General features: G+C 64.0%; 15 protein-coding genes and 3 pseudogenes. 14 read left to right on the top strand and 4 right to left on the bottom strand.

Annotation, left to right across the window (positions count from 1 at the left end; all coding sequences use genetic code 11):
- Window positions 1–16: 16 nt before the first annotated feature.
- Window positions 17–1,404, bottom strand: a pseudogene (locus FTO74_RS18350) (circularly permuted type 2 ATP-grasp protein).
- A gap of 311 nt (window positions 1,405–1,715) precedes the next feature.
- Here FTO74_RS18350 and typA point away from each other — a divergent pair.
- A pseudogene (gene typA, locus FTO74_RS18345) lies at window positions 1,716–3,553 on the top strand (translational GTPase TypA).
- Between the two features lie 64 nt (window positions 3,554–3,617).
- Here typA and FTO74_RS18340 read toward each other — a convergent pair.
- The 3 genes and pseudogenes from FTO74_RS18340 to FTO74_RS18330 form a co-directional block, all read right to left on the bottom strand.
- The gene (locus FTO74_RS18340; RefSeq protein ID WP_162539433.1) at window positions 3,618–3,911 is read right to left on the bottom strand and encodes a hypothetical protein; all 294 of its coding nucleotides are present in this window, start codon (window positions 3,909–3,911) and stop codon (window positions 3,618–3,620) included.
- A complete protein-coding gene (locus tag FTO74_RS18335; RefSeq protein WP_162539432.1) occupies window positions 3,904–4,188 on the bottom strand; it encodes a BrnT family toxin in 285 nt (94 codons plus the stop codon). The genes FTO74_RS18340 and FTO74_RS18335 overlap by 8 nt, the downstream gene beginning before the upstream one ends.
- A 197-nt stretch (window positions 4,189–4,385) precedes the next feature.
- Window positions 4,386–5,095: pseudogene (locus tag FTO74_RS18330) on the bottom strand (superoxide dismutase).
- Window positions 5,096–5,208: 113 nt separating this feature from the next.
- Here FTO74_RS18330 and FTO74_RS18325 point away from each other — a divergent pair.
- From FTO74_RS18325 to FTO74_RS18265, 13 genes are all read left to right on the top strand, one after another.
- The gene (locus FTO74_RS18325) at window positions 5,209–7,683 is read left to right on the top strand and encodes a glycoside hydrolase family 15 protein (protein ID WP_345933721.1); all 2,475 of its coding nucleotides are present in this window, start codon (window positions 5,209–5,211) and stop codon (window positions 7,681–7,683) included.
- 306 nt (window positions 7,684–7,989) lie between these two features.
- Entirely contained in the window at window positions 7,990–9,984 is a 1,995-nt protein-coding gene (gene tkt / locus FTO74_RS18320) for a transketolase (RefSeq protein ID WP_162539431.1), read from the top strand.
- A 69-nt stretch (window positions 9,985–10,053) separates the two neighbouring features.
- A complete protein-coding gene (locus FTO74_RS18315) occupies window positions 10,054–10,191 on the top strand; it encodes a hypothetical protein (RefSeq protein WP_162539430.1) in 138 nt (45 codons plus the stop codon).
- Window positions 10,192–10,245: 54 nt separating this feature from the next.
- Window positions 10,246–10,728: a ribose 5-phosphate isomerase B gene (rpiB, locus tag FTO74_RS18310; protein WP_162539429.1), complete on the top strand. Its 483-nt coding sequence runs from the start codon at window positions 10,246–10,248 to the stop codon at window positions 10,726–10,728.
- Between the two features lie 193 nt (window positions 10,729–10,921).
- Window positions 10,922–11,782, top strand: coding sequence for an oxidoreductase (locus tag FTO74_RS18305; protein ID WP_162539428.1), 861 nt, complete (start codon window positions 10,922–10,924; stop codon window positions 11,780–11,782).
- Window positions 11,782–12,423, top strand: a complete 642-nt coding sequence (locus FTO74_RS18300; protein ID WP_255462379.1) for an HAD family phosphatase — start codon at window positions 11,782–11,784, stop codon at window positions 12,421–12,423. Before FTO74_RS18305 ends, FTO74_RS18300 begins: the two co-directional genes overlap by 1 nt.
- Window positions 12,424–12,445: 22 nt before the next feature.
- On the top strand, window positions 12,446–13,351 hold the full coding sequence (gnd, locus tag FTO74_RS18295; RefSeq protein WP_162539427.1) for a phosphogluconate dehydrogenase (NAD(+)-dependent, decarboxylating): 906 nt from the start codon (window positions 12,446–12,448) through the stop codon (window positions 13,349–13,351).
- Window positions 13,352–13,463: 112 nt separating this feature from the next.
- Window positions 13,464–14,999 carry a glucose-6-phosphate dehydrogenase gene (zwf, locus tag FTO74_RS18290; RefSeq protein ID WP_162539426.1) on the top strand — a complete coding sequence of 512 codons (1,536 nt, stop codon included), beginning with the start codon at window positions 13,464–13,466 and terminating at the stop codon, window positions 14,997–14,999.
- A gap of 111 nt (window positions 15,000–15,110) precedes the next feature.
- Window positions 15,111–15,905 carry a 6-phosphogluconolactonase gene (gene pgl, locus FTO74_RS18285; protein WP_162539425.1) on the top strand — a complete coding sequence of 265 codons (795 nt, stop codon included), beginning with the start codon at window positions 15,111–15,113 and terminating at the stop codon, window positions 15,903–15,905.
- Window positions 15,906–15,919: 14 nt separating this feature from the next.
- Entirely contained in the window at window positions 15,920–16,969 is a 1,050-nt protein-coding gene (gene glk / locus FTO74_RS18280) for a glucokinase (RefSeq protein WP_162539424.1), read from the top strand.
- A 36-nt stretch (window positions 16,970–17,005) separates the two neighbouring features.
- Window positions 17,006–17,452, top strand: a complete 447-nt coding sequence (locus FTO74_RS18275; protein WP_162539423.1) for a DUF1772 domain-containing protein — start codon at window positions 17,006–17,008, stop codon at window positions 17,450–17,452.
- A 42-nt stretch (window positions 17,453–17,494) separates the two neighbouring features.
- Window positions 17,495–18,304, top strand: a complete 810-nt coding sequence (locus FTO74_RS18270) for a methyltransferase domain-containing protein (protein WP_255462378.1) — start codon at window positions 17,495–17,497, stop codon at window positions 18,302–18,304.
- 11 nt (window positions 18,305–18,315) lie between these two features.
- Window positions 18,316–20,904: a M1 family metallopeptidase gene (locus FTO74_RS18265; RefSeq protein ID WP_162539422.1), complete on the top strand. Its 2,589-nt coding sequence runs from the start codon at window positions 18,316–18,318 to the stop codon at window positions 20,902–20,904.
- Window positions 20,905–21,059: the final 155 nt, after the last annotated feature.

Raw genomic sequence — 21,059 nt, 5'->3', positions numbered from 1 at the left:
CTTGGAGCATGAACGGCTATTGGCTCAGTACCCAGGTATCTTTGCTGCCGCCGCCCTGCGACGAGTTGACGACCAGTGAGCCTCGAGTCAGCGCCACGCGAGTCAGGCCGCCGGGGACGATGGTGACCTTATCTCCATAGAGCACGTAGGGGCGTAGATCGACGTGGCGCGGCTCTAAAGCATCTCCGATGAGGCACGGCGCGCGCGAGAACGAGATCGTCGGCTGGGCGATGTAGTTGCGCGGGTCGGCCTCGATCTTGCGGGCGAACTCCTCGCGCTGGGCGGCGGTGGACTGCGGGCCGATCAACATCCCGTAGCCGCCGGATTCGCCGACTGCCTTGACCACCAGCTTGTCTAAATTCTGGAGCACATGCTGGCGGGAGGATTTATCCGTGAGCAGGTACGTCTTGACGTTCTGGAGCACGGGCTCCTCGGAGAGGTAGTACTTGATGATGTCGGGGACGTAGGCGTAGAGCGCCTTGTCGTCGGCGACGCCGGTGCGAAGGCGTTGGCCAGCGTGACGTTGCTGCTCGGTAGGCGTTGAAGAGGCCGCTGACGCCGAGGATCGAGTCGCCCGGAAGGCCAGCGGGTCGATGAAGTCGTCGTCCACGCGGCGATAGATGACGTCGACCCGGCGCAGGCCGAGGTGGTGCGCATGTAGACGACGTTGTCGTGGGTCACCAGGTCGCGGCCCTCGACCAGCTCGATGCCCATCTGCCGGGCGAGATACGCGTGCTCGAAGTAGGCGGAGTTGAAGACGCCGGGCGAGAGCAGCACGATGTTCGGCTCGGGACGGCCTTCCGGGGCCAAAGAGCGAAGCGTGCCGAGCAGGATCTGGGTGTACTGCTCGATGGGCCGGACGTTGTAGCTGCGGAAAAGCTGTGGAAAGATCCGCTTCATCACGCGCCGGTTGGTGAGCATGTAACTGACGCCCGAGGGCACGCGCAGGTTGTCCTCGAGCACGACGAACTCGCCATTCTCCATGCGGATCAGGTCCGTGCCGCAGACCGCGATGTAGACGTTGCGCGGCACCTGCAAGCCGACCATCTGGCGGCGGAAGTGCTTACAGGAGTAGACGACCTCGCGCGGTACGACGCCGTCCTTGAGGATGCGGCCCTCGTTGTAGATGTCTCGCAAAAAGAGGTTCAGCGCGGTGATCCGCTGGGTCAGCCCGCGCTCCACCGTGGCCCACTCGGCGCTGGTGATGATGCGCGGCAGCAGGTCGTAGGGGAAGATCTGCTCCTTGCCCTCGTCGCGCCCGTAGACCGTGAAGGTGATGCCCTGGTTCAGAAAGCTGAGGTCGGCGGCCTGCTTGCGCCGTTGCAGCTCGCCCGCGGGCAGGTTGCCGAAGTGGCTGAGCAGCGGCTCATAGTGCGGGCGAAGCTGCCCCGGCCCCGAGAACATCTCGTCGTAGGCGTGGTCGAGCAGGTAGCCCTCGAGAGCCTCGGGCGCGAACTGGTTCGACTGGTCGAGAGACTGGCTTTGTGCCTGGCCGTGTGTTGGGGTTGGGAGCATGGTTCGTATGAGTATAGAGGGATTACGGGCGGCAGAAGGGAGCAAAAAGCGGTTTTCGGGGGAATAGTCGGAAGAGAGCCGGCAGGCTCCTGTTAGACTAAAGGTGACGCTTATTTCGCCCCCAGTTGCTGCATACAGTTGCAGCCTAAGCGCACCCAAGCGCACAAAACTCAGCGCACAGAATAGGATATCCAACCGCCGTGAGCAGCTCGACGACCGCCCAAGCCATCCGCAATATCGCCATCATCGCCCACGTTGACCACGGTAAGACCACGCTGGTCGACGCCATGCTCCGCCAGTCGGGCACCTTCCGCACGAACGAGGCGGTCGCAGAACGAGTCATGGACTCGAACGATCTCGAAAAAGAGCGAGGCATCACGATTCTCGCCAAGAACACGGCGATCCAGTACCACGACTCGAAGATCAACATCGTGGACACGCCGGGCCACGCCGACTTCGGCGGCGAGGTGGAGCGCGCGCTGAAGATGGTCGACGGCGTGGTTCTGCTGGTCGATGCTTCGGAAGGCCCGCTGCCTCAGACCCGCTACGTGCTCTCGAAGGCGCTCGAAGCCAAGCTGACCCCGATCATCGTGGTCAACAAGATCGACCGCCCCGATGCGCGCCCGCAGGAGGTTCTGAACGAGGTCTATGACCTGTTCATCGACCTCGACGCGGATGAGTCGATCCTGGATTTCCCGGTTATCTATACCAACGGAAAAGCCGGTACGGCAACGATGGACCTCGCGGTCCCCGGCACCGACCTGCAGCCGCTCTTCGAGCTGATCTTCAAGACGATTCCCCCGCCACCGGCACGTCGGACGGCGACCTGCAGATCCTGGTGACGAACCTCGACTACTCGGATTACCTGGGCCGTCTGGCCATCGGGCGCGTCTTCAACGGCACGCTGAAGGTCGGCCAGGAGGTCAACGTCTCGAAGATTGACGGGACGCTGCAGCCGGTCAAGATCACCAAGCTCTTCACCTTCAACGGGCTGAAGCGCGAGGATACGGCCGAGACCGCGGTGGGCGATATCGTCGCCATCGCCGGTATCCCCGGCATCACCATCGGCGAGAGCTTCTGCTCGCTTGAGAACCCGAAGCCGCTGCCGCCGATCAAGATCGACGAGCCGACCATCGCCATCAACTTCTCGGTGAACAACTCGCCGTTCGCTGGCCGCGAGGGCAAGTTCGTCACGTCGCGCAACATCAAGGACAGGCTCGAGAAGGAGCTGCTGACCAACGTTTCGATTCGCGTCGAGGACACTGGTTCGCCCGAGACCTTCAAGGTGCTGGGCCGCGGTGAGTTGCAGCTCTCGGTGCTCATCGAGATGATGCGCCGCGAGGGCTTCGAGCTGATGGTCTCGCGTCCGACGATCGTGACCAAGCGCGTCGACGGCGCGTTGATGGAGCCGTCCGAGATCCTGACGATCGACATTCCGGAGAACTTTGTCGGTACCGTCATCGAGCGGCTTGGACCGAGAAAGGGCGAGATGACGCGCATGGCGAACCACGGTTCGGGCCGTGTGCGCATGGAGTTCAAGGTCCCGTCGCGCGGTCTGATCGGCCTGCGCAACGAGATGCTGACCGAGACCCGCGGAACCATCGTGATGAACTCGATTGCGGGCGACTACATTCCGTACCAGGGTGAGATTCCGCAGCGTCCTTCGGGCGCTCTGATCTCCGACCGGCAGGGTGTCACGACGACCTACGCGCTTGACGGCGTGCAGGAGCGCGGCGTGCTCTTCATCGGCGACGGCGTAGAGGTTTACGAGGGAATGCTGGTCGGCGAGCACTCGCGCGACAACGATCTGGACGTCAACGCGGTTCGCGAGAAGAAGCTGACGAACATGCGCGCTTCGGGTTCGGACGACGCGCTGCGCCTGGTGCCGTTCAAGGTGCTGACGCTGGAGCAGTCGATCGAGTTCATTGCGGACGATGAGCTGGTCGAGGTGACGCCGAAGTCGCTGCGTATGCGCAAGAAGGTGCTGCAGGCGAACAAGCGTCCCAAGGGTGCACGCGGCGGATCGCACCTGGAGTAATCAGTCCTGAACCAACAAAAGCCCTCCTTTGCGGGAGGGCTTTTTGTTGCCTGTTTGGCTCTGATTACGCGGCCGTCTTGTCTTCACGCTCCAGTGCTTCATGCACCAGTTGCTTCAGGTAAGTCGTTACTTCCATTCCACGTCGCTCCGCAATGGCACGGGCTGTGGCGATGTCTTCGGGATCGAGGCGGATCGTGGCTGAGGCCGCTGCGATCCGATCAGCGAGCGTATTTCTGCTGGTACGCCCCTCACGAATCGCCTGCGCGAACTCCTCTCCGCGGGCCTCTCGATTGTCGTACCACCACTGAGCCTCTTCGGCTTCACTTTTGAAGGCGGGCAACTCTTGTTTCTTATTCATATAGTCGTTTTTGCTGTTCCATAAAGGCTTGTTTGATGGCACTCACTGCATCGTAAGCGGTTACTACGCGTATCAGACCGTTACGAACCGTTGTGACAATCTTCAGGATGCGTCCGCTCTGCGTAGCGCCCACTTCCTCGATTCTTTCTTCGCCATTCAACTCGTAGGCGTCGATTTCGAACGTAGGACCTTGAAGAACTTGTTCCACTTCTTCGGGGGTGACGGAGTGCAAGGCGATGTGGTGAAGGTTTGCTTCGTCCCAGTCGAACCCCAACATGCCATCAGACTAGCACAAAGACTTTGTCCTGCCGGACAGGCCCGCTACGCGCGGGGCGGGCGTTTGCACGCCTTTTTACTGCTTTGCGTGGTCCTCCCGTTGGTCGGAAACAAAGATTCTTGCCGCCGACCAGCGGGAGGCCCCATGCCGCTAACTCACCCATGCAGCCCCGAGGACCGCACGAAGTGCCGAAGTACCTACTTCTGGGCGGTGGCGAAGCGCTTGTTGATCTCTGTCCAGTTGACGGTGTTCCACCACGCTGCGAGGTAGTCCGGCCGCTTGTTCTGATACTTCAGGTAGTAGGCGTGCTCCCACACATCGTTGCCCAGGATGGGATAAAGCCCTGCGAGAGCGGGTTGTCCTGGTTCGCGGTGGTGACGATCTTCAGCTTGCCGCCTTCAAACACCAGCCAGCCCCAGCCCGAGCCGAACTGCTTGGCCGTGGTCTCGTTGAAGGTCTTCTTGAAGGTCTCGAAGTCGCCGAAGTCGGCCTTGATCTGCTCAGCGATGGCGCCCGTGGGCTCGCCGCCGCCGTTCGGTCCCATGATCTCCCAGAACATGGTGTGGTTCACATGGCCGCCACCGTTGTTCTGGACGACCTTGCGCACATCCTCAGGGATCGCGGCGAGATCCGAGATCAGCTCCTCGGGGCTCTTCGAGCCAAGCTCCGGGTGCTTCTCAATCGCGCCGTTCAGGTTGGTCACGTAGGTCTGGTGATGCTTGTCGTGGTGCAGCTTCATCGTCGCTTCGTCGATGTGCGGCTCGAGGGCGGTGTAGTCGTAAGGGAGCGGGGGAAGTTCGAAGGCCACGTTGGTTTCTCCTGTGGTGCTGGTTTTCGGTCGAGATGAAAGTCTCAGGATTCCGGCCCGCGCCTTACCCGGCGGGCCGCACACCTGCTTCGATGCCATCTTAGCTCTTTGCGATGCAGGAAAGCTCGTCCGCCTTCCCGATAGGGGACGGGTTTCATATTTCATTCACGCGCTTGGCGCACCGTTTCGGCGGGTTTTGGTTTCTAATCAGCATGATGACCGACCGAAACGCTTCTTATCGCTGGCTTGACGACAATGGACCCGCTCACGGGGCTCCGGGGCTCGAACCACGTTGGACCTCGAGCCAGAAAGACGCAGTCTCCACCGCCTACGCGGCTTCGAGCCGAGTCTGGTACACGCTTTCGCACGGAACCCTGAACGAGATCTACTACCCCACCATCGACCGCCCGCAGACACGCGATATGGAACTGCTCTTCACGGACGAGGAGACCTTCTTCCACGAGGAGAAGCGCGATCTCAACTTCGACTTCAGCTACGTCGATCCCGACGCGCCCTGCGTGCGGGTCTCGGCGACCAGCCCCAACGGCTACACGGTCACCAAGCAGTTCACCGCCGACCCGCACCACCCGGTCGTGCTCATGCACGTCACCCTGACGGGCGATGAGGAGGTGCTCTCGCGGCTGAAGTGCTACGCGTTGCTCTCGCCGCACCTCAACGGCGGCGGGGCGGGGAACTCGGCGCGGTCGATCGACGTGGCGGGCTCGCGCGCCATCGTCGCCTGGAAGGGCCGCACGGCCCTGGCCTTCGGCTCTACCTGCGGGTTCACGCGGTCGTCCTGCGGCTACGTCGGCTTCAGCGACGGCTATCAGGATCTCTCGGACAACATGCGCATGGAGTGGCAGTACGGCTCGGCGCTCAACGGTAACATCGCCGTCATGGGCGAGATCAGCATCGGCCGCAGCCGCGAATTCACCATCGCCATCGCCTTCGGGGACGGCCTCCACGCGGCGCTCTCGCGCATGATGCAGACTCTGTCGGTGCCCTTCGAGCAGCATCAGAAGAGGGCCATCGAGCAGTGGCGGCGCGCCCCCGCGCCTCGGCAGCTTGCGGCGGCGTCCATGGACGGCGGCCGTCTGCTGGGCATCAGCCACCGCATCATCCTGACGCACGAGGACAAGACTTACTCAGGCGCGTTCATTGCCTCGGCCTCGATCCCCTGGGGAGCCTCGAAGGGCGACGACGACCTGGGCGGCTACCACCTGGTCTGGACCCGCGACATGATCCAGTCGGCCTCGGCGATGCTGGCCTGCGGACACCTGGAGACGCCGCGCCGTGCGCTGGTCTACCTGGCCTGTACGCAGAGGCCCGACGGCAGTTTCGCGCAGAACTTCTGGGTCAACGGCGAGCCATATTGGTCGGGCATCCAGCTCGACGAGGTGGCCTTCCCGATCATTCTGGCCTGGCGGCTGTGGAAGCAGAACGGCCTGGGCGACTTCAACATCTTCCCCTTCGTGGTCAACGCCGCGGCCTTCCTGATCCGCTACGCGCCGGTCACCCAGCAGGAGCGCTGGGAGGAGAACGCCGGGTACTCGCCCTCGACTTTGGCCACGGTGATCGCGGGGCTGCTCTGCGCGGCCGACATCATGCGGGCTCATCAGGCCAAAGAGATGGCCGACTTCATGGAGACCTACGCGGACTGGATCGAGGCTCATCTGGACGAGTGGACGACGACCGAGGACGGCATCCTGCTCGAAGGCGTCAAGCGTCACTACATGCGTATTCGTCCACCGGCTCCGGGTGAGCCGTTCTATAACGATCAGGTCGCGCCGGGCCACATCCGGCTCTCGAACCGCGAAGCCGGGGAGCGGAACGAGTTCGACGCCCGCGAGGTGATCGACGCGGGCTTTCTGGAGCTGGTGCGGTACGGCATCCGCCGGGCCGACGACCCGCTCATCGTGGATTCGCTGAAGGTTGTGGACTCCTGCCTGAAGTACACGACGCCCTACGGCGATGCCTGGCGGCGTTACAACCACGACGGTTACGGCCAGAAGAAGGATGGCAGCAACTACGACGGGTCGGGCCAGGGCCGCTGCTGGCCGTTGCTGGGCGGCGAGCGGGCGCACTACGAGCTGGCCGCCGGGCGCGACGTGAAATCCTTCATCAAGGCATACGAGAGCTTTGCCTCAGTCGGCGGCATGTTCCCCGAGCAGGTCTGGGACCACGACGACATGCCCGCGGAGGGGCTGTTCTACGGCAAATCCGCCGGGTCGGCGCAGCCGCTGGTGTGGGCGCACGCGGAGTACCTGAAGCTGCTGCGTTCGGTGTCGGACGGCAAGATCTTCGATCAGGTCTCGGTGGTGGCGGAGCGTTATCTGGCCGAGAAGCGCACCTTCCGGTCGCGGATCGAGATCTTCCAGCAGACGCGGCGCATCTCCGCGATGGTGGCGGGTTTGACGCTGCGGGTGCTCGACCCGAACCGCTTCCGCGTCCTCTACACCACCGACGGCTGGGCGACGCACTCGACGCTCGAATCGCACGCCGTGGGCCGGTTCGGGTTCGTCGTGGACATTCCTACGCCGTCCAAGCCGGGCATGCTGAGCTTCACGCTCTTCTGGATGGGGGCGGGGCCGAACGATCCGGGGCACTGGCTGGGCCACAACGACGACGTACAACTGATGCCGGAGGCTGCGGCAGCACAACCGGTAGGCCTGAAACCCCTATCGTAGTAGCGATTTGTGCATAAGGGTCCTCCCGCTGGTCGGCAGCGAGAATATTTATTCCCGACCAGCGGAAGGACCACGCGAAGCAGTAAAAAGGGCGTGCGAACCGCCCGCTCGCCGTGCAGGCGGCCCGTCCGGCAGGACGTATTTGCCGGATTTTCTCGCGGGCAGAGGACGGTTGGGAGACCCCGCTAGTACACTGTTACGGCAAGCACCGGATTTCAGCAAGAGCGCGGCGTGACGCGCAAACCCAGTGAGCGACCTCTCCCCAAGGGATGAGGACAGCCAAACAAGTAGACCAATAGGAGCAGAATGAGCGATACAAAACAGCACGAACTGGATCAGCTAGCCATCAACGCACTCCGCTTTCTCGCCGTCGACGCGGTGGAAAAGGCCAAGTCCGGACACCCCGGCGCTCCGCTGGGCTGCGCGCCGATCGCGTACCTGCTGTACACGAAGATCATGAAGTACGACCCTACGATGCCAAAATGGTCGGATCGCGACCGTTTTGTGCTCTCGAACGGCCACGCGTCGGCGCTGCTATACGGTGCGCTGCATCTGGCGGGCTACGACTTGCCCATGGATCAGCTCAAGGCCTTCCGTCAGTGGGGTTCGCACACCCCGGGGCACCCGGAGTACGGTGAGACTCCGGGCGTTGAGGTCACCACCGGCCCGCTGGGTCAGGGCTTCGCCGAGTCGGTCGGCCTCGCCATCGCCGAGAAGCACATGGCGGCCGTCTACAACCACGACAACCACACCCCGGTCGATCACCACACCTACGTCCTCTGCGGCGACGGCGACCTGATGGAAGGCATCTCGCACGAGGCGGCGTCGCTGGCCGGAACCCTGAAGTTGGGCAAGCTGATCGTCCTCTACGACGACAACCTGATCTCGCTCGACGGTCCCACGGAGCTGAGCTTTACCGAAGATGTTACCCGCCGCTTCGAGGCTTACCACTGGCAGGTCCAGATGGTTCACGACGGCAACGACCTGAAGGCCCTTGAGGATGCAATCCTGGCGGCGAAGGCGGATACGACCCGTCCGTCGCTGATCCGCGTCCGCACGGTCATCGGCTACGGCAGCCCCAAGGCCGGTACGCAGAAGGTCCACGGCGAGGCTCTGGGAGCCGAGGCTACCAAGGAGACCAAGCGCAACCTGGGCTGGCCCGAGGACAAGAGCTTCTACGTTCCCGAGGAGGCGCAGGCCGTCTGGGACAAGTGCAAGGAGAAGGGTAAGAAGGCGCGCGAGGAGTGGGAGAAGCTCTACCAAGACTACAAGACCGCGTACCCCGAGCTGGGCGACCAGTACGACCGTACCACCGCTTCGAAGCTGGCCGAGGGCTGGGAGAAGCTGATCCCGGTCTTCCCGTCGGACAAGCCGGTGGCGACCCGCAACGCGGGCCAGGTGGTCATGAACGCCATCGCCAAGGTGGTTCCGGAGCTGATCGGCGGCGCGGCCGACCTGACCAGCTCCACCAAGACCATCTTCAAGGATTCGCAGAACTTCCACCTCGATCCGAAGGGTCGCAACATCTTCTTCGGCGTGCGTGAGTTCGGCATGATGGCGGCGGTCAACGGCATTGCGGCGCACGGCGGGCTTATCCCCTTCGGCTCCACCTTCTTCACCTTCTCGGACTACTGCCGTTCGGCCCTGCGCATGGGCGCGCTGCAGAGTTCGCACTCGCTCTACATCTTCACCCACGACTCCATCGGTCTGGGTGAGGACGGCCCCACGCACCAGCCCATCGAGCACCTGATGAGCCTGCGTGCGATTCCTCAGCTTACGGACTTCCGCCCCGCGGACGCTAACGAGACGGCTGCCTGCTGGCAGCTTGCGCTCGAGCGCCAGTCGGCCAGCTTCATGGCCCTCTCGCGGCAGGACCTGCCCACGCTCGACAACGACAAGTACAAGGTGCACGAGAACACCCGCAAGGGCGCGTACATCCTTGAGCAGTTCGGCAAGGACGTCATCCTCGTCGCCACCGGTTCCGAGGTCGCGATGATCGTGAAGGCGGCTGACGAGCTGAAGGCGGCGGGCATCAACGCCACCGTCGTCTCGATGCCGAGCTTCAAGCTCTTCGAGGAGCAGGACGAGGCGTACAAGCTGTCGATCTTCCCGCACGGCGTTCCCACCATCTCGCTCGAGGCCGGTGCCACCATGGGCTGGTGGAAGTACGTCGGGCGCGACGGCATCGCGATCGGTCTCGACCGCTTCGGTGCGTCGGCTCCGGCTCCGCTGGTGCAGGACAAGCTCGGCATCTCGGCTACTGCCGTGGTCGAGGCGGCGAAGAAGCTGTTGAAGAAGTAGTTGTAACCAAAGGCGGGGGCGGTGCCGGACGGCATCGCTTCCGCTGTACTAAATGTATGGAGAACGAACATGGTCACCAGCGAACGTGAGATGGTCCGCAAGCCTGAGACGGTCGATCCAGACCCGGAGCGCTTTACCTCCCTGCAGCCGACGTATGAAGACACCGTGGCTCCCGATCCCGAAGAGGACTGGGAGTACGAGGAGTAGCCAACGTCGTCTGCCGAACTCGTGATTCTCCAACGCAGTTTTTAAGGACAAGAGATGATTATTGCCATCGCAGCCGATCACGCCGGTTTTCCGCTGAAAGAAGAAGTGCGCGAGTACGTGAAGAAGCTCGGCCATGAGGTGCACGACCTGGGCGCCTTCAACACGGAATCGTCGGACTACTCGGACTTCGCGGTCCTCGTCGGCAAGGAGCTGATGTCGGGCAAGGCCGAGCGCGGCATCCTGATCTGCGGTTCGGGCGTGGGCGTCTGCATCGCGGCCAACAAGATGCCGGGCGTGCGCGCCAGCATGTGCCACGACACCTACTCGTCCCACCAGGGCGTGGAGCACGACGAGATGAACGTGCTGGTTCTGGGCGCGCGCATCATCGGTCCGGCGCTGGCGTTCGAGTGCGTCGAAGCTTACCTGAAGGCGCAGTTCATCGCGTCGGAGCCGCGCTTCGTGCGCCGGTTGAACAAGGTGAAAGCGATCGAAGCGCAGTACATGCCGGATGCCCGGGGAACCACGTACGGCTCCTAAGTGTTTCTGGTTCTTCTGAGTCCTAAGCCGCGCGATGAATCCCTTTTCATCGCGCGTTGTTTGGCTTGACCCGTCAGAGTTTGTACACTCATATTTGGCAGCTCTCGGCCAGTGAGCAGTTTTGCACTGTCCGTAATGCACCCTTCATGGGTGCGCTGTTGCATCAACCCGGGCTCCCAGGCATCTGAAGTTTATGAGTGAATCGACGACACAACGCGTTTGGTTTATCACCGGAGCCTCGACCGGCTTCGGTCGTGAGCTTGCAGTACAGCTTCTTCAGGCGGGCGAAAAGGTCGCCGCCACCGCCCGCAAGCCGGAGCAGGTAGCTGATCTGGCGGACAAGTATCCCGATCTGGCGCTGGCCGTTGCCCTCGACGTAACCGACCAGTCCTCTGTGGATGCCGCGGTCGAGAAGACGCTGGCCCGCTTTGGCCGCGTGGACGTGCTGGTGAACAACGCGGGCTACGGCCTTGCGGGAGCCATCGAAGAGGCCACCGAGGCGGAGTTCAAGCCGGTCTTCGAGACCAACGTCTTCGGCCTCATCCGCGTCACGAAGGCCTTCCTGCCGCAGTTCCGCAAGCAGCGCTCGGGTAACATCGTCAACCTCTCCTCCATCGGCGGCCTCATCGGGACGGCGGGCTGGGGATACTACAACGCCAGCAAGTTCGCGGTGAACGGCCTCTCCGAAGCCCTGGCCGCGGAGCTTCTGCCGCTTGGCATCCACGTCACTATCGTTGAGCCGGGTCCGTTCCGCACCGACTTCCTCGGCCGCTCGGGCGTCGAGGCCGAGCAGCTTATCGCCGACTACGACCAGACCGCAGGCAAGACGCGCCAGTACATGATCGACCAGTCCGGCAAGCAGCCCGGCGACCCGGTGAAGGCCGTCGAGGCGATCATCGCCGCCGTCAAGGCTCCTGAGCCGCCCCGTCACCTGGTGCTGGGATCGCTTGCCTTCAACCGCATGACCGCCCGTCTGGATCTGTGGAAGCAGGATCTCGCGGCCTGGCAAGCCACCTCGGTGGGCGCGGACTTCGACGAGGATTCAACTAAGTAATGAGCACCCTTCTGAACGGCACACTGCGGATCAAGACCCTTTTCTGGGATATCGGCGGCGTGCTGTTGACCAATGGCTGGGACCGGGACCAGCGGAGCCGGGTACTGGGGCGTCTGGGCGTGGATCTCTCGCGTTACGAGGAACTGCACGCCGAGGCCAACTACTACTGGGAGCGCGGTCTCTCGACGGCCAAGGAGTTCTTTCGCAAGACCGTCTTCGAGCAGAATCCTGAGCTGGACCTGTCCTACAGTGTGCTCTGGCCGCAGGTCTGCGCGGAGAGCAAGGTGCTGCACCCCGATACGCTCGACCTGGTGGCCGAGCTGCGAGCGGCGGGCAGCTATCGTATGGCGACCCTGAATAACGAGTCGCGTGAACTCAACGAGTATCGGCTGGACGCGTTCAAGCTGCGGCCACTGTTCGACTACTTCATCTGCTCGGGCTACGTGCACGAGATGAAGCCGCTGCCGGATATCTACCGCTCGGCGATCGACATCTCCGGCTATCCCGCCAACACCTCACTTTTCATCGACGACAAACCGGAGAACTGCGATGCCGCCAGGTCCTTGGGCATGCACGCCATCCGGTTTGAGTCTCCTGCGCAGCTCCGCGCCGCGCTCGGCAGTTACGGAATCAACAGCTAGAAGCCTTCGAAAGGAATAGATCATGGAACTTGGAATCATCGGTCTCGGCAAGATGGGCTTCAACATGGCGGAGCGTCTCCGTCTCGCGGGCCACAAAGTGGTCGGTTTTGACTTCAACGCGGAGGCCGTGGCGAAGCTGACGGCAGCGGGCTCGGTGGGCGTCAGCTCGCTCGAGGATCTGGTCAAGAACCTCTCGGCTCCCCGCGCGGTCTGGATCATGGTCCCGGCCGGCGACCCGGTCGACGAGACCATCGCCAAGCTGGAGCCCCTGATGGAAAAGGGCGACACCTTCATCGACGGCGGCAACTCAAACTACAAGGACTCGCAGCGGCGTCACGCGGCGGCGGCCAAGGTGGGCTTCGAGTTCGTCGACGCCGGTACGTCCGGCGGCATCTGGGGACTGAAGGAAGGCTACTCGCTGATGATCGGCGGCGATAAGGCTCCGGTCGAGCGGCTCACGCCGATCTTCGAGGCGCTTGCGCCTTCGCCCACCGAGGGCTGGGGCCACGTCGGCCCGTCCGGCGCGGGTCACTTCGTCAAGATGGTCCACAACGGCATCGAGTACGGCCTGATGGAGGCGTACGCCGAGGGCTTCTCGATCCTGAAGGCCAAGGAGACGCTGGGCCTCGACCTCGAGCAGATCGCCAACATCTGGCAGGATGGCTCGGTGGTCCGCTCGTGGCTGCTCGACCTGACCGCCGACGCGCTCAAGAAGAACCCGACGCTCGAGGGCATGGAAGCCTACGTGCCCGACTCCGGCGAGGGCCGCTGGACGGTCTTCGAGGCCATCGACCTCGACGTCTCGGCTCCGGTCATCACCGAGTCGCTCATCCGCCGCCTGCGTTCGCGCGAGGCCAACAACTTCACCGACCGCATGATCTCGATCATGCGCAACGAGTTCGGCGGACACGCGATCAAGAAGAGCTAGTTCGGTTGGGGCCGATGCGGGCTATGAATGAAATAGCCCGCATCGGCAGCCGGTCTCCGCGAATCTGATCTTCAACTTCAATTCAATCTCCATCACGTTCAGGGAGCAGCAAATGTCCACGACCATCACACCCGCAGGCGTCACGCTCGGCGCCGCTACCACCAACGAGCGGGTGCCCGAACCCTGCATCGTCGTCATCTTCGGAGCCTCCGGCGACCTGACCAAGCGCAAGCTGCTTCCGGCGCTCTTCCACCTCGAGCAGTCCGGCCTTCTGCCGCAGGACTTCTCCGTCGTCGGCGTCGCCCGCCGCGACCTCTCCGCGACCTTCGGGCCGGATATGAAGGAGGGCATCATCGCAGGCGGCGGCGTCGAAGAGTCCGACCCCAAGCTCGCGCCCTTCATGGAAAAGGTCCAGTACTTCGCCACCAACTTCGACGACGACGAGGGCTTCGAGAAGCTCAAGTCCTACCTCGCCGAGCTGGACGAGAAGTTCCAGACCAAGGGAAACCGGCTCTTCTACCTCGCGGTCGCGCCTGAGTTCTTCGCCGACATCATCGCCCGCCTGGGCAAGCACGGCATGGCCCACCCGGCCGAGGGATCGAATAGCTGGGTCCGCGTCATCATCGAGAAGCCCTTCGGCACCGATCTCGAGTCGGCCCGCAAGCTGAACGACGACGTGAACGCTGTCCTCAGCGAGGACCAGATCTTCCGCATCGACCACTACCTGGGCAAGGAGACGGTGCAGAACATCCTCGTCTTCCGCTTCGGCAACGGCATCTTCGAGCCGGTGTGGAACCGCAACTTCATCGACCACGTCGAGATCACGGCAGCCGAGTCCATCGGCATCGAGGGCCGCGGGCCGTTCTACGAGAAGGCCGGTGCCCTGCGCGACGTGCTCCAGAACCACGTCATGGAAGTCCTTTCGTTTGTTGCGATGGAGCCACCGGATTCGTTCGAGGCCGAGGCCGTCCGGACCGAGAAGCTCAAGGTCTGGCGCGCCATCGAGGGCATCCCGGTCGAGAAGACGTCGCGCGGCCAGTACGGCCCGGGCACGGTCGGCGGCAAGGAGGTCGCGGGCTACCGTCAGGAAGAGCGCGTCAATCCCGAGTCGCAGACCGAGACCTTCGCCGCTGTCAGCCTCGAGATCGAGAACTGGCGCTGGGCTGGCGTCCCCTTCTACATCCGGGCGGGCAAGCGTCTGGCCAAGCGCGTCACCGAGGTCACGATCGTCTTCAAGCAGCCGCCGCTGCACCTCTTCAAGGGCAACGGCAGCAACGGCAACGTGGAGCCGAACATCCTCTCCATGCGCATCCAGCCGGACGAGGGCATCGCTCTTCGCTTCGGAGCCAAGGTGCCCGGCCCGACCACCAACGTCGCGCAGGTCAACATGGACTTCAGCTACTCCGACTCCTTCGGCAAGTCCACGGCCAACGGCTATGAGCGCCTGCTACTGGACGCGATGCTCGGCGATGCGACGCTGTTCGCGCACCGCGACGGCGTCGAGGCCACCTGGGCTCTATTCACGCCGATTCTCGAGGCGTGGGCGCAGCAGAAGATGGACTTCCCCAACTACGATGCCGGTTCGTGGGGCCCGCAGGAGTCCTGCGACCTGCTCGAAAAAGAGGGCCGTGCCTGGGGCAAGCTCTAGCGCGCGCAGCGCGTTGAGCCACTGATCCGGATGCCGTGCAACAATACGGCATCCGGATTGTTGTCTGCATCCGAATCTCTGTTCGTTTACCTCTAACTTTCCGGAGTCCTCATGCCTCGCCCCGCCACCGCCTCCCTCCAAGTCTCCGCCACCCCGGCGGAGGTCGCCCTGGCCGCCGCCGAGCTTTTCACCGAATCCATCGTCTCCGCCGTCGCCGCACGCGGACAGGCCCGCGTCGCCATCTCCGGCGGCTCCACCCCCAAGGCCATGTTCGCGCTGCTCGCCGACCCGCAGCATTCGTTCCTCGCCCGAGTCCCCTGGGCCAGCCTCCAGCTCTTCTGGGTCGATGAGCGCTGTGTCCCCCCGACCGCCGACGACTCCAACTTTCGCATGACCAACGAGGCCATGCTGAGCAAGGTGCCGCTGCCGCCCGCCAACGTGCACCGCATGGAGGGCGAGCTTGACCCCGCCGTCGCCGCCGCCCGTTACGAGTCCGCGATCCGTAACGCCTTCAAGCTCGAGGGCGCGGAGACCCCGACCTTCGACCTGATCCTGCTCGGCATGGGCGACGACGGCCACACGGCCTCGCTCTTCCCCCACACCGAAGCCCTCGACAACATGATCGACATCGTCATAGCCAACCACGTCCCGCAGAAGGATACCTGGCGCATCACGCTCACCTGGCCGGTCATCAACCAGGGGCGCACCGTCGCCTTCCTCATCGAAGGCAAGGGCAAGGACGAGGTATTGCAGCGGGTATTGCAGGGGCCGTACGACCCCGAGACTCTGCCCTCGCAGCTCATCCGCCCGTCCAGCAAGCAGCTCACGTTCCTGCTCGACAGCGAAGCCGCCAAGCTGCTCCCCGGCGGCGGCGCTCCGGGCACCACGACACTCGAACTCGCATAGGAAGGCTGAAAAGCATGATTCTCGCAGGCGACGTCGGCGGTACCAAGGTACATCTCGCGCTGTACAACTTCGAGGCCGGGCGGCTCCGGCAGACCCGCGACCACAAGTTTCCGGCCCACGAGTTCTCCAGTCTCGACGACGTGGTGAAGAAGTTCCTTGCGTCCGACGGCGACCGCCCTGCGGAGAACAAGGACGAGATTGTGGCGGCCTGCTTCGGCTGCCCCGGCCCCGTGCGCGACGGCCACCTGAAGCTGACGAACCTGCCCTGGACGCTGGACGCCCGCGACCTCGAAGCCTCGCTTGGCATCAAGCACATCTTCCTTATCAATGACTTAGAGGCCAACGGCTACGGCATCCCGGAGCTGGCCCCGGAGAGCATCTTCACGCTGCACGAGGCAGATGTGGCCGCCGTCGGCCATCGCGGCCTGGTCTCGGCGGGCACCGGGCTAGGCGAGGCGCTGCTCATCTGGGACGGCAAGACGCACCGCCCCATCCCCTCCGAGGGCGGCCACTGCGACTTCGCCGCCCGCAACGACCGCGAGATCGCCCTCCTCAACTACCTGCGCCAGACCCTCAAGGGCCGCGTCTCCTTCGAGCGCGTGGTCTCGGGCCTCGGCATCAAGAACATCTACGCCTACCTGCGCGACGTGGAGAAGCTGGACGAGCCGCAGTGGCTGAAGACCCGGCTGGCCCACGAGGACCCCAACGCGGTCATCGGAAGCTGCGCCGAGGACGGCTCCAGCTCCATCTGCTTTGAGACGATGAAGATCTTCGCGGGCGCGTACGGGGCGGAGGCGGGCAACGTCGCGCTGAAGGTGCTGGCGATGGGCGGCATCTACCTGGGCGGCGGCATCGCGCCCAAGACGCTGAAGACCTTGCAGAACGGAGCCTTCGTGCAGGCATTCCTCGACAAGGGCCGTCTCTCGCCGCTGCTCCAGTCGATCCCCGTCCGCGTCATCCTCGACGAGACCTGCGCCTTGCTGGGAGCCGCAGCCTACGCGGAGCTACAGGCAGCAGAGCTATCCGGCCACTCCGAACGGGCCGCGTCCGTGCAGCCGAGCTAGTCTTCCACGGTCGAATCGCAGAAAGCGGGGTCAGCTATGACACTCTTGCTGGATGTCTTCACCATTCTCTCCATCGGGCTGATGACCGGCAACGAGTTTGCCGTTTCCGCGTTCGTTAACCCGGCTATCTGGAAGCTGGATGACCGCGCCCAGGTGTCGTTGCTGGCCCGTTCGCTCGGCAGGGCGATGCCGTTCTGGTACGCCTTGAACGCCATTCTGCTGGGCGTCGAGGCCTGGCTTCGGAGCCATACCCCTGGCCATCTTCTGCTCCTCAGCGCGGAGCTGCTCTGGGTTGCGACCATCGTCTTCACGATCCTGTTGCTGGTTCCGATCAACAACCGGCTCGGCGCGGACAGCGAGCCAGACAGCGACCCAGGCTGGCGCTCCGCACACAAACGATGGGATATCCTCCACCGCATCCGGATCGCAGCGCTCACGGTCGCGGTGATCTGCTTCCTCTACGGGATACTGCAAACCGCGTGACATTCTTTTCGGCATTGCACTGTATGCTTGGTGCAACTTCTGTTGAGATTCGATGCGATAAGGGTTCTAACTCTGTTTGACTTCTCCGAACGCGCAAATCTCGACGACTTCCCCGAGAAGATGGACCAGCCCTGCTCGTACGAGCAGATGCGCGATTGCCTGCACGACATCGCTCGGGTAAACCGGCTGACCCTGGCCTACCAGCCCACTCTGCACTGGCTGGGACTCGTCTGCGAAGCGCAGCCCGTGCCCAGACCCCTGCGGATCCTCGACGTGGGCTGCGGCTACGGCGACGCGCTGCGGCGCATCCACCACTGGGCCGCCGCCCGCAACCTGCCGGTAGAGCTGACCGGCATCGACCTGAACCCCGACGCCATCCGGGCCGCTCGCGAGGCCACGCCTGCCACAACCGGCATCACCTTCCTCGCGGGCAACGTCTACGACTGGCACCCACCCGAAGGCGTCGATATCGTCCTCAGCTCGCTCCTGACGCATCATCTGCGCGACGCCGAGATCGTCGACTTCCTGGCCTGGATGGAGGCGACCGCCCGCGTGGGTTGGTTCATCAACGACCTGCATCGCGAGCCGATGCCCTACCGCCTCTTCCGCACGCTGGTGCGCTTCACCCCCTGGCATCCCTTCGTCAAGCACGACGGCCCGGTCTCGATCCTGCGCAGCTTCCGCCCGGAGGACTGGCACCGCCTCTGCTCCGCCGCGGCGATCCCTCCCCAGGATTACGAGCTGCGCAGCCATCGCCCGGCGCGCCTGTGCGTCTCCCGCATCCGGCCCGCGGCGCTGGTCGCCGAGCCGCTCCCGGCAGAGGTTTACGATCCCGTATCCTTAGAGGGATAAGGAAACCCGGAATGACCCTTCGCAACACGCTCCTGACCCTGGCGCTCGCCGCCGCCGCTCCCCTCACCGCCCAGCGCCTGCCCGCAAACGTCCACCCCGAGCACTACCGGCTCCAGCTCGCGCCTTCCATCGCGCAGGCCAGCTTCGCGGGTTCGGAGACGATCGACGTTACCCTCGCCGACCCCTCGGCCACCGTCACGCTCAACGCGCTGGAGCTGAAGATCAGCAAGGTCGAGGCGTCTACCGCCGCAGGCACTCAGACCGGCACCATCAGCTACGACCCCGCCAAAGAGCAGGCGACCTTCACCTTCCCCCAGCCCCTGCCCGCCGGTCACGCCTCCCTCGCCGTCGAGTTCTCCGGCACCCTGAACGACAAGCTGCGCGGCTTCTATCTCTCGAAGACCAAGGCCCGCAACTACGCCGTCACCCAGTTCGAGTCTACTGACGCCCGCCGCGCCTTCCCCAGCTTCGACGAGCCTGCCCTGAAGGCCACCTTCGACGTCAGCCTGACCATCGACGCCGCCGACACCGCCATCTCGAACGGCCCCATCGTCTCCGACCAGCCCGGCCCCGCGCCCGGCAAGCACACCCTGGTCTTCGCCACGACGCCGAAGATGTCCACCTACCTGGTCGCCTTCCTGGTAGGCGACTTCGCCTGCTCCAAGGGCAAGTCCGACGGCGTGCCCATCCGCGTCTGCGCCACGCCCGACAAGCTCCCGCTCACCAAGTTCGCGGTCTCCGCCGCCGAGCACTTCCTCCACTATTACGACACCTACTTCGGCATCAAGTACCCCATGGCCAAGCTCGACCTCATCGGCATCCCCGACTTCGAGGCTGGCGCGATGGAGAACTTCGGCGCCATCACCTACCGCGAGACCGACCTGCTGGTCGACGAGAAGAACGCCGGCATCAACAGCCGCAAGCGCGTCGCCTCCGTGGTCGCGCACGAGATGGCCCACCAGTGGTTCGGCGACATGGTGACCATGCAGTGGTGGGACAACCTATGGCTCAACGAGGGCTTCGCCACCTGGATGGCCGACAAGGCCAGCGGTGAGTGGAAGCCCGAGTGGAACTTCCCCGAGGACACTGCCGACACGCTCGACCAGACCCTGAACTACGACGCGGGCAAGACCACCCGCACCATCCGCGCCACGGCCGACACCCCGGCGGAGATCGAGGAGATGTTCGACGGCATCGCCTACGGCAAGGCGGGCGCGGTGCTGGGCATGGTGGAGAACTACCTGGGCGCGGAGACCTTCCGCCAGGGCGTCCACAACTACCTGGCGGCGCACCTCTACGCCAACGCCACGGCCGAGGACTTCTGGAGCGCCCAGACCGCCAACTCGCACCAGCCCGTCGACCGCATCATGTCGAGCTTCGTCACCCAGCCCGGCGTCCCCCTGCTGCGCTTCCGCGATATCCAGTCAGCGGGCGTCCCGGTCACGCAAAGCCGCTTCTTCCTCTCGGGGATGTCGCCCACTTCGGATTCCATCGTTGGCTGGACGATCCCGGTCTGCGTCAAGACCTCCGGCGCTCCGTCCTGCAAGATCCTGACGCCCGACGCGGCCACTCTGCCGATCGACCCCGCGCCGTTCTTCTACGCCAACGCGGCAGACAAGGGCTACTTCCGCACGGCCTATACCCCGGCGCAAATGAAGGCCATCCTGCCCCACGTCGAGTCGTCGCTCAGCCCGTCTGAGCGGCTTGGCCTGCTGGGCGACCGCTGGGCGCTCACCACGGCGGGCGAGGTCCCCGTGGGCGATTACCTCGACCTCGCTCTCTCGGTGAAGAGCGACCCCAGGGCCTCGGTGCTCGACAGCACGCTCCGCGCCATCGACACGATCCGCCTGCGGCTGGCCAGCCCCGCCGAGAGAGCGCAGTTCGATGCGATCCTCCGCGCCCGCTACGCCCCGGTCTACGCCGCGCTCGCAACTCCCGGCAAGCATTCCACCTACGACCAGCAGGAGATCCGCAGCAACCTCTTCGGCCTTCTGGGCGCGGTCGGCGACCCGGCCACCCTGGCCGAGGCCCGTCGTATCTCCGACGAGGTCTTCGCCGGACACCAGCCCAAGTCCGGCCCTGATGCCGATGTCACCGACGCGGCGATCCTGATCTCTGCCGAGCACGGTGAAGCCGCCCTTTACGACCGCATCCAGGCCGTCAGCCAGAAGGCCACCGACCCCGAGCTTCAGGTCGAGGCCCTGCGCACGCTGACCCGCTTCCACGACCCCGCGCTGGTCACCCGCACGCTGGACTACACGGTCTCGGGCGCGGTCCGCAGCCAGGATTCGTGGCAACTAATCGGCATCGAGCTGCGCCAGCCCGAGACCCGCGACCGCGCCTGGGAGTGGCTCCAGCAGAACTGGGATAAGGTGAAGGCGCAGCTCACCGTAGCCAGCGGTGCCCGCGTCGTGACGGCCACGGGCGCTTTCTGCACGGTCGAGCAGCGCGATCAGGTGACGAGCTTCTTCGCTACCCACAAGGTCGACGCCACCGAGCGCACCTTGGCCAAGGCCATCGACAGCATCAACGACTGCATCCGCTTCCGTGCCGCGCAGGAGCCAAACCTGAGCCTCTGGCTAGCCGCCCAGCCGCAATAACCTCCGGCTGGTCGAGGCCGCACCTGTTGTTGCCTGTTCTTTTGGTTGTCATTCAGGAGCGAAGCGGAGGAATCTGCTTCTGTTTTTGCTCTTGTTGTTGCTTTTGTCGTTGCTTCTGGGGTACGTCCGGGCTTTATCCCGCACATCAAAATCCA

The sequence above is a fragment of the Granulicella sp. WH15 genome (assembly GCF_009914315.1).
Classification (GTDB): Bacteria; Acidobacteriota; Terriglobia; order Terriglobales; family Acidobacteriaceae; genus Edaphobacter.
Note: the sequence above shows the minus strand (reverse complement) of the source record. Positions and strands in the feature narration are given on the sequence as shown.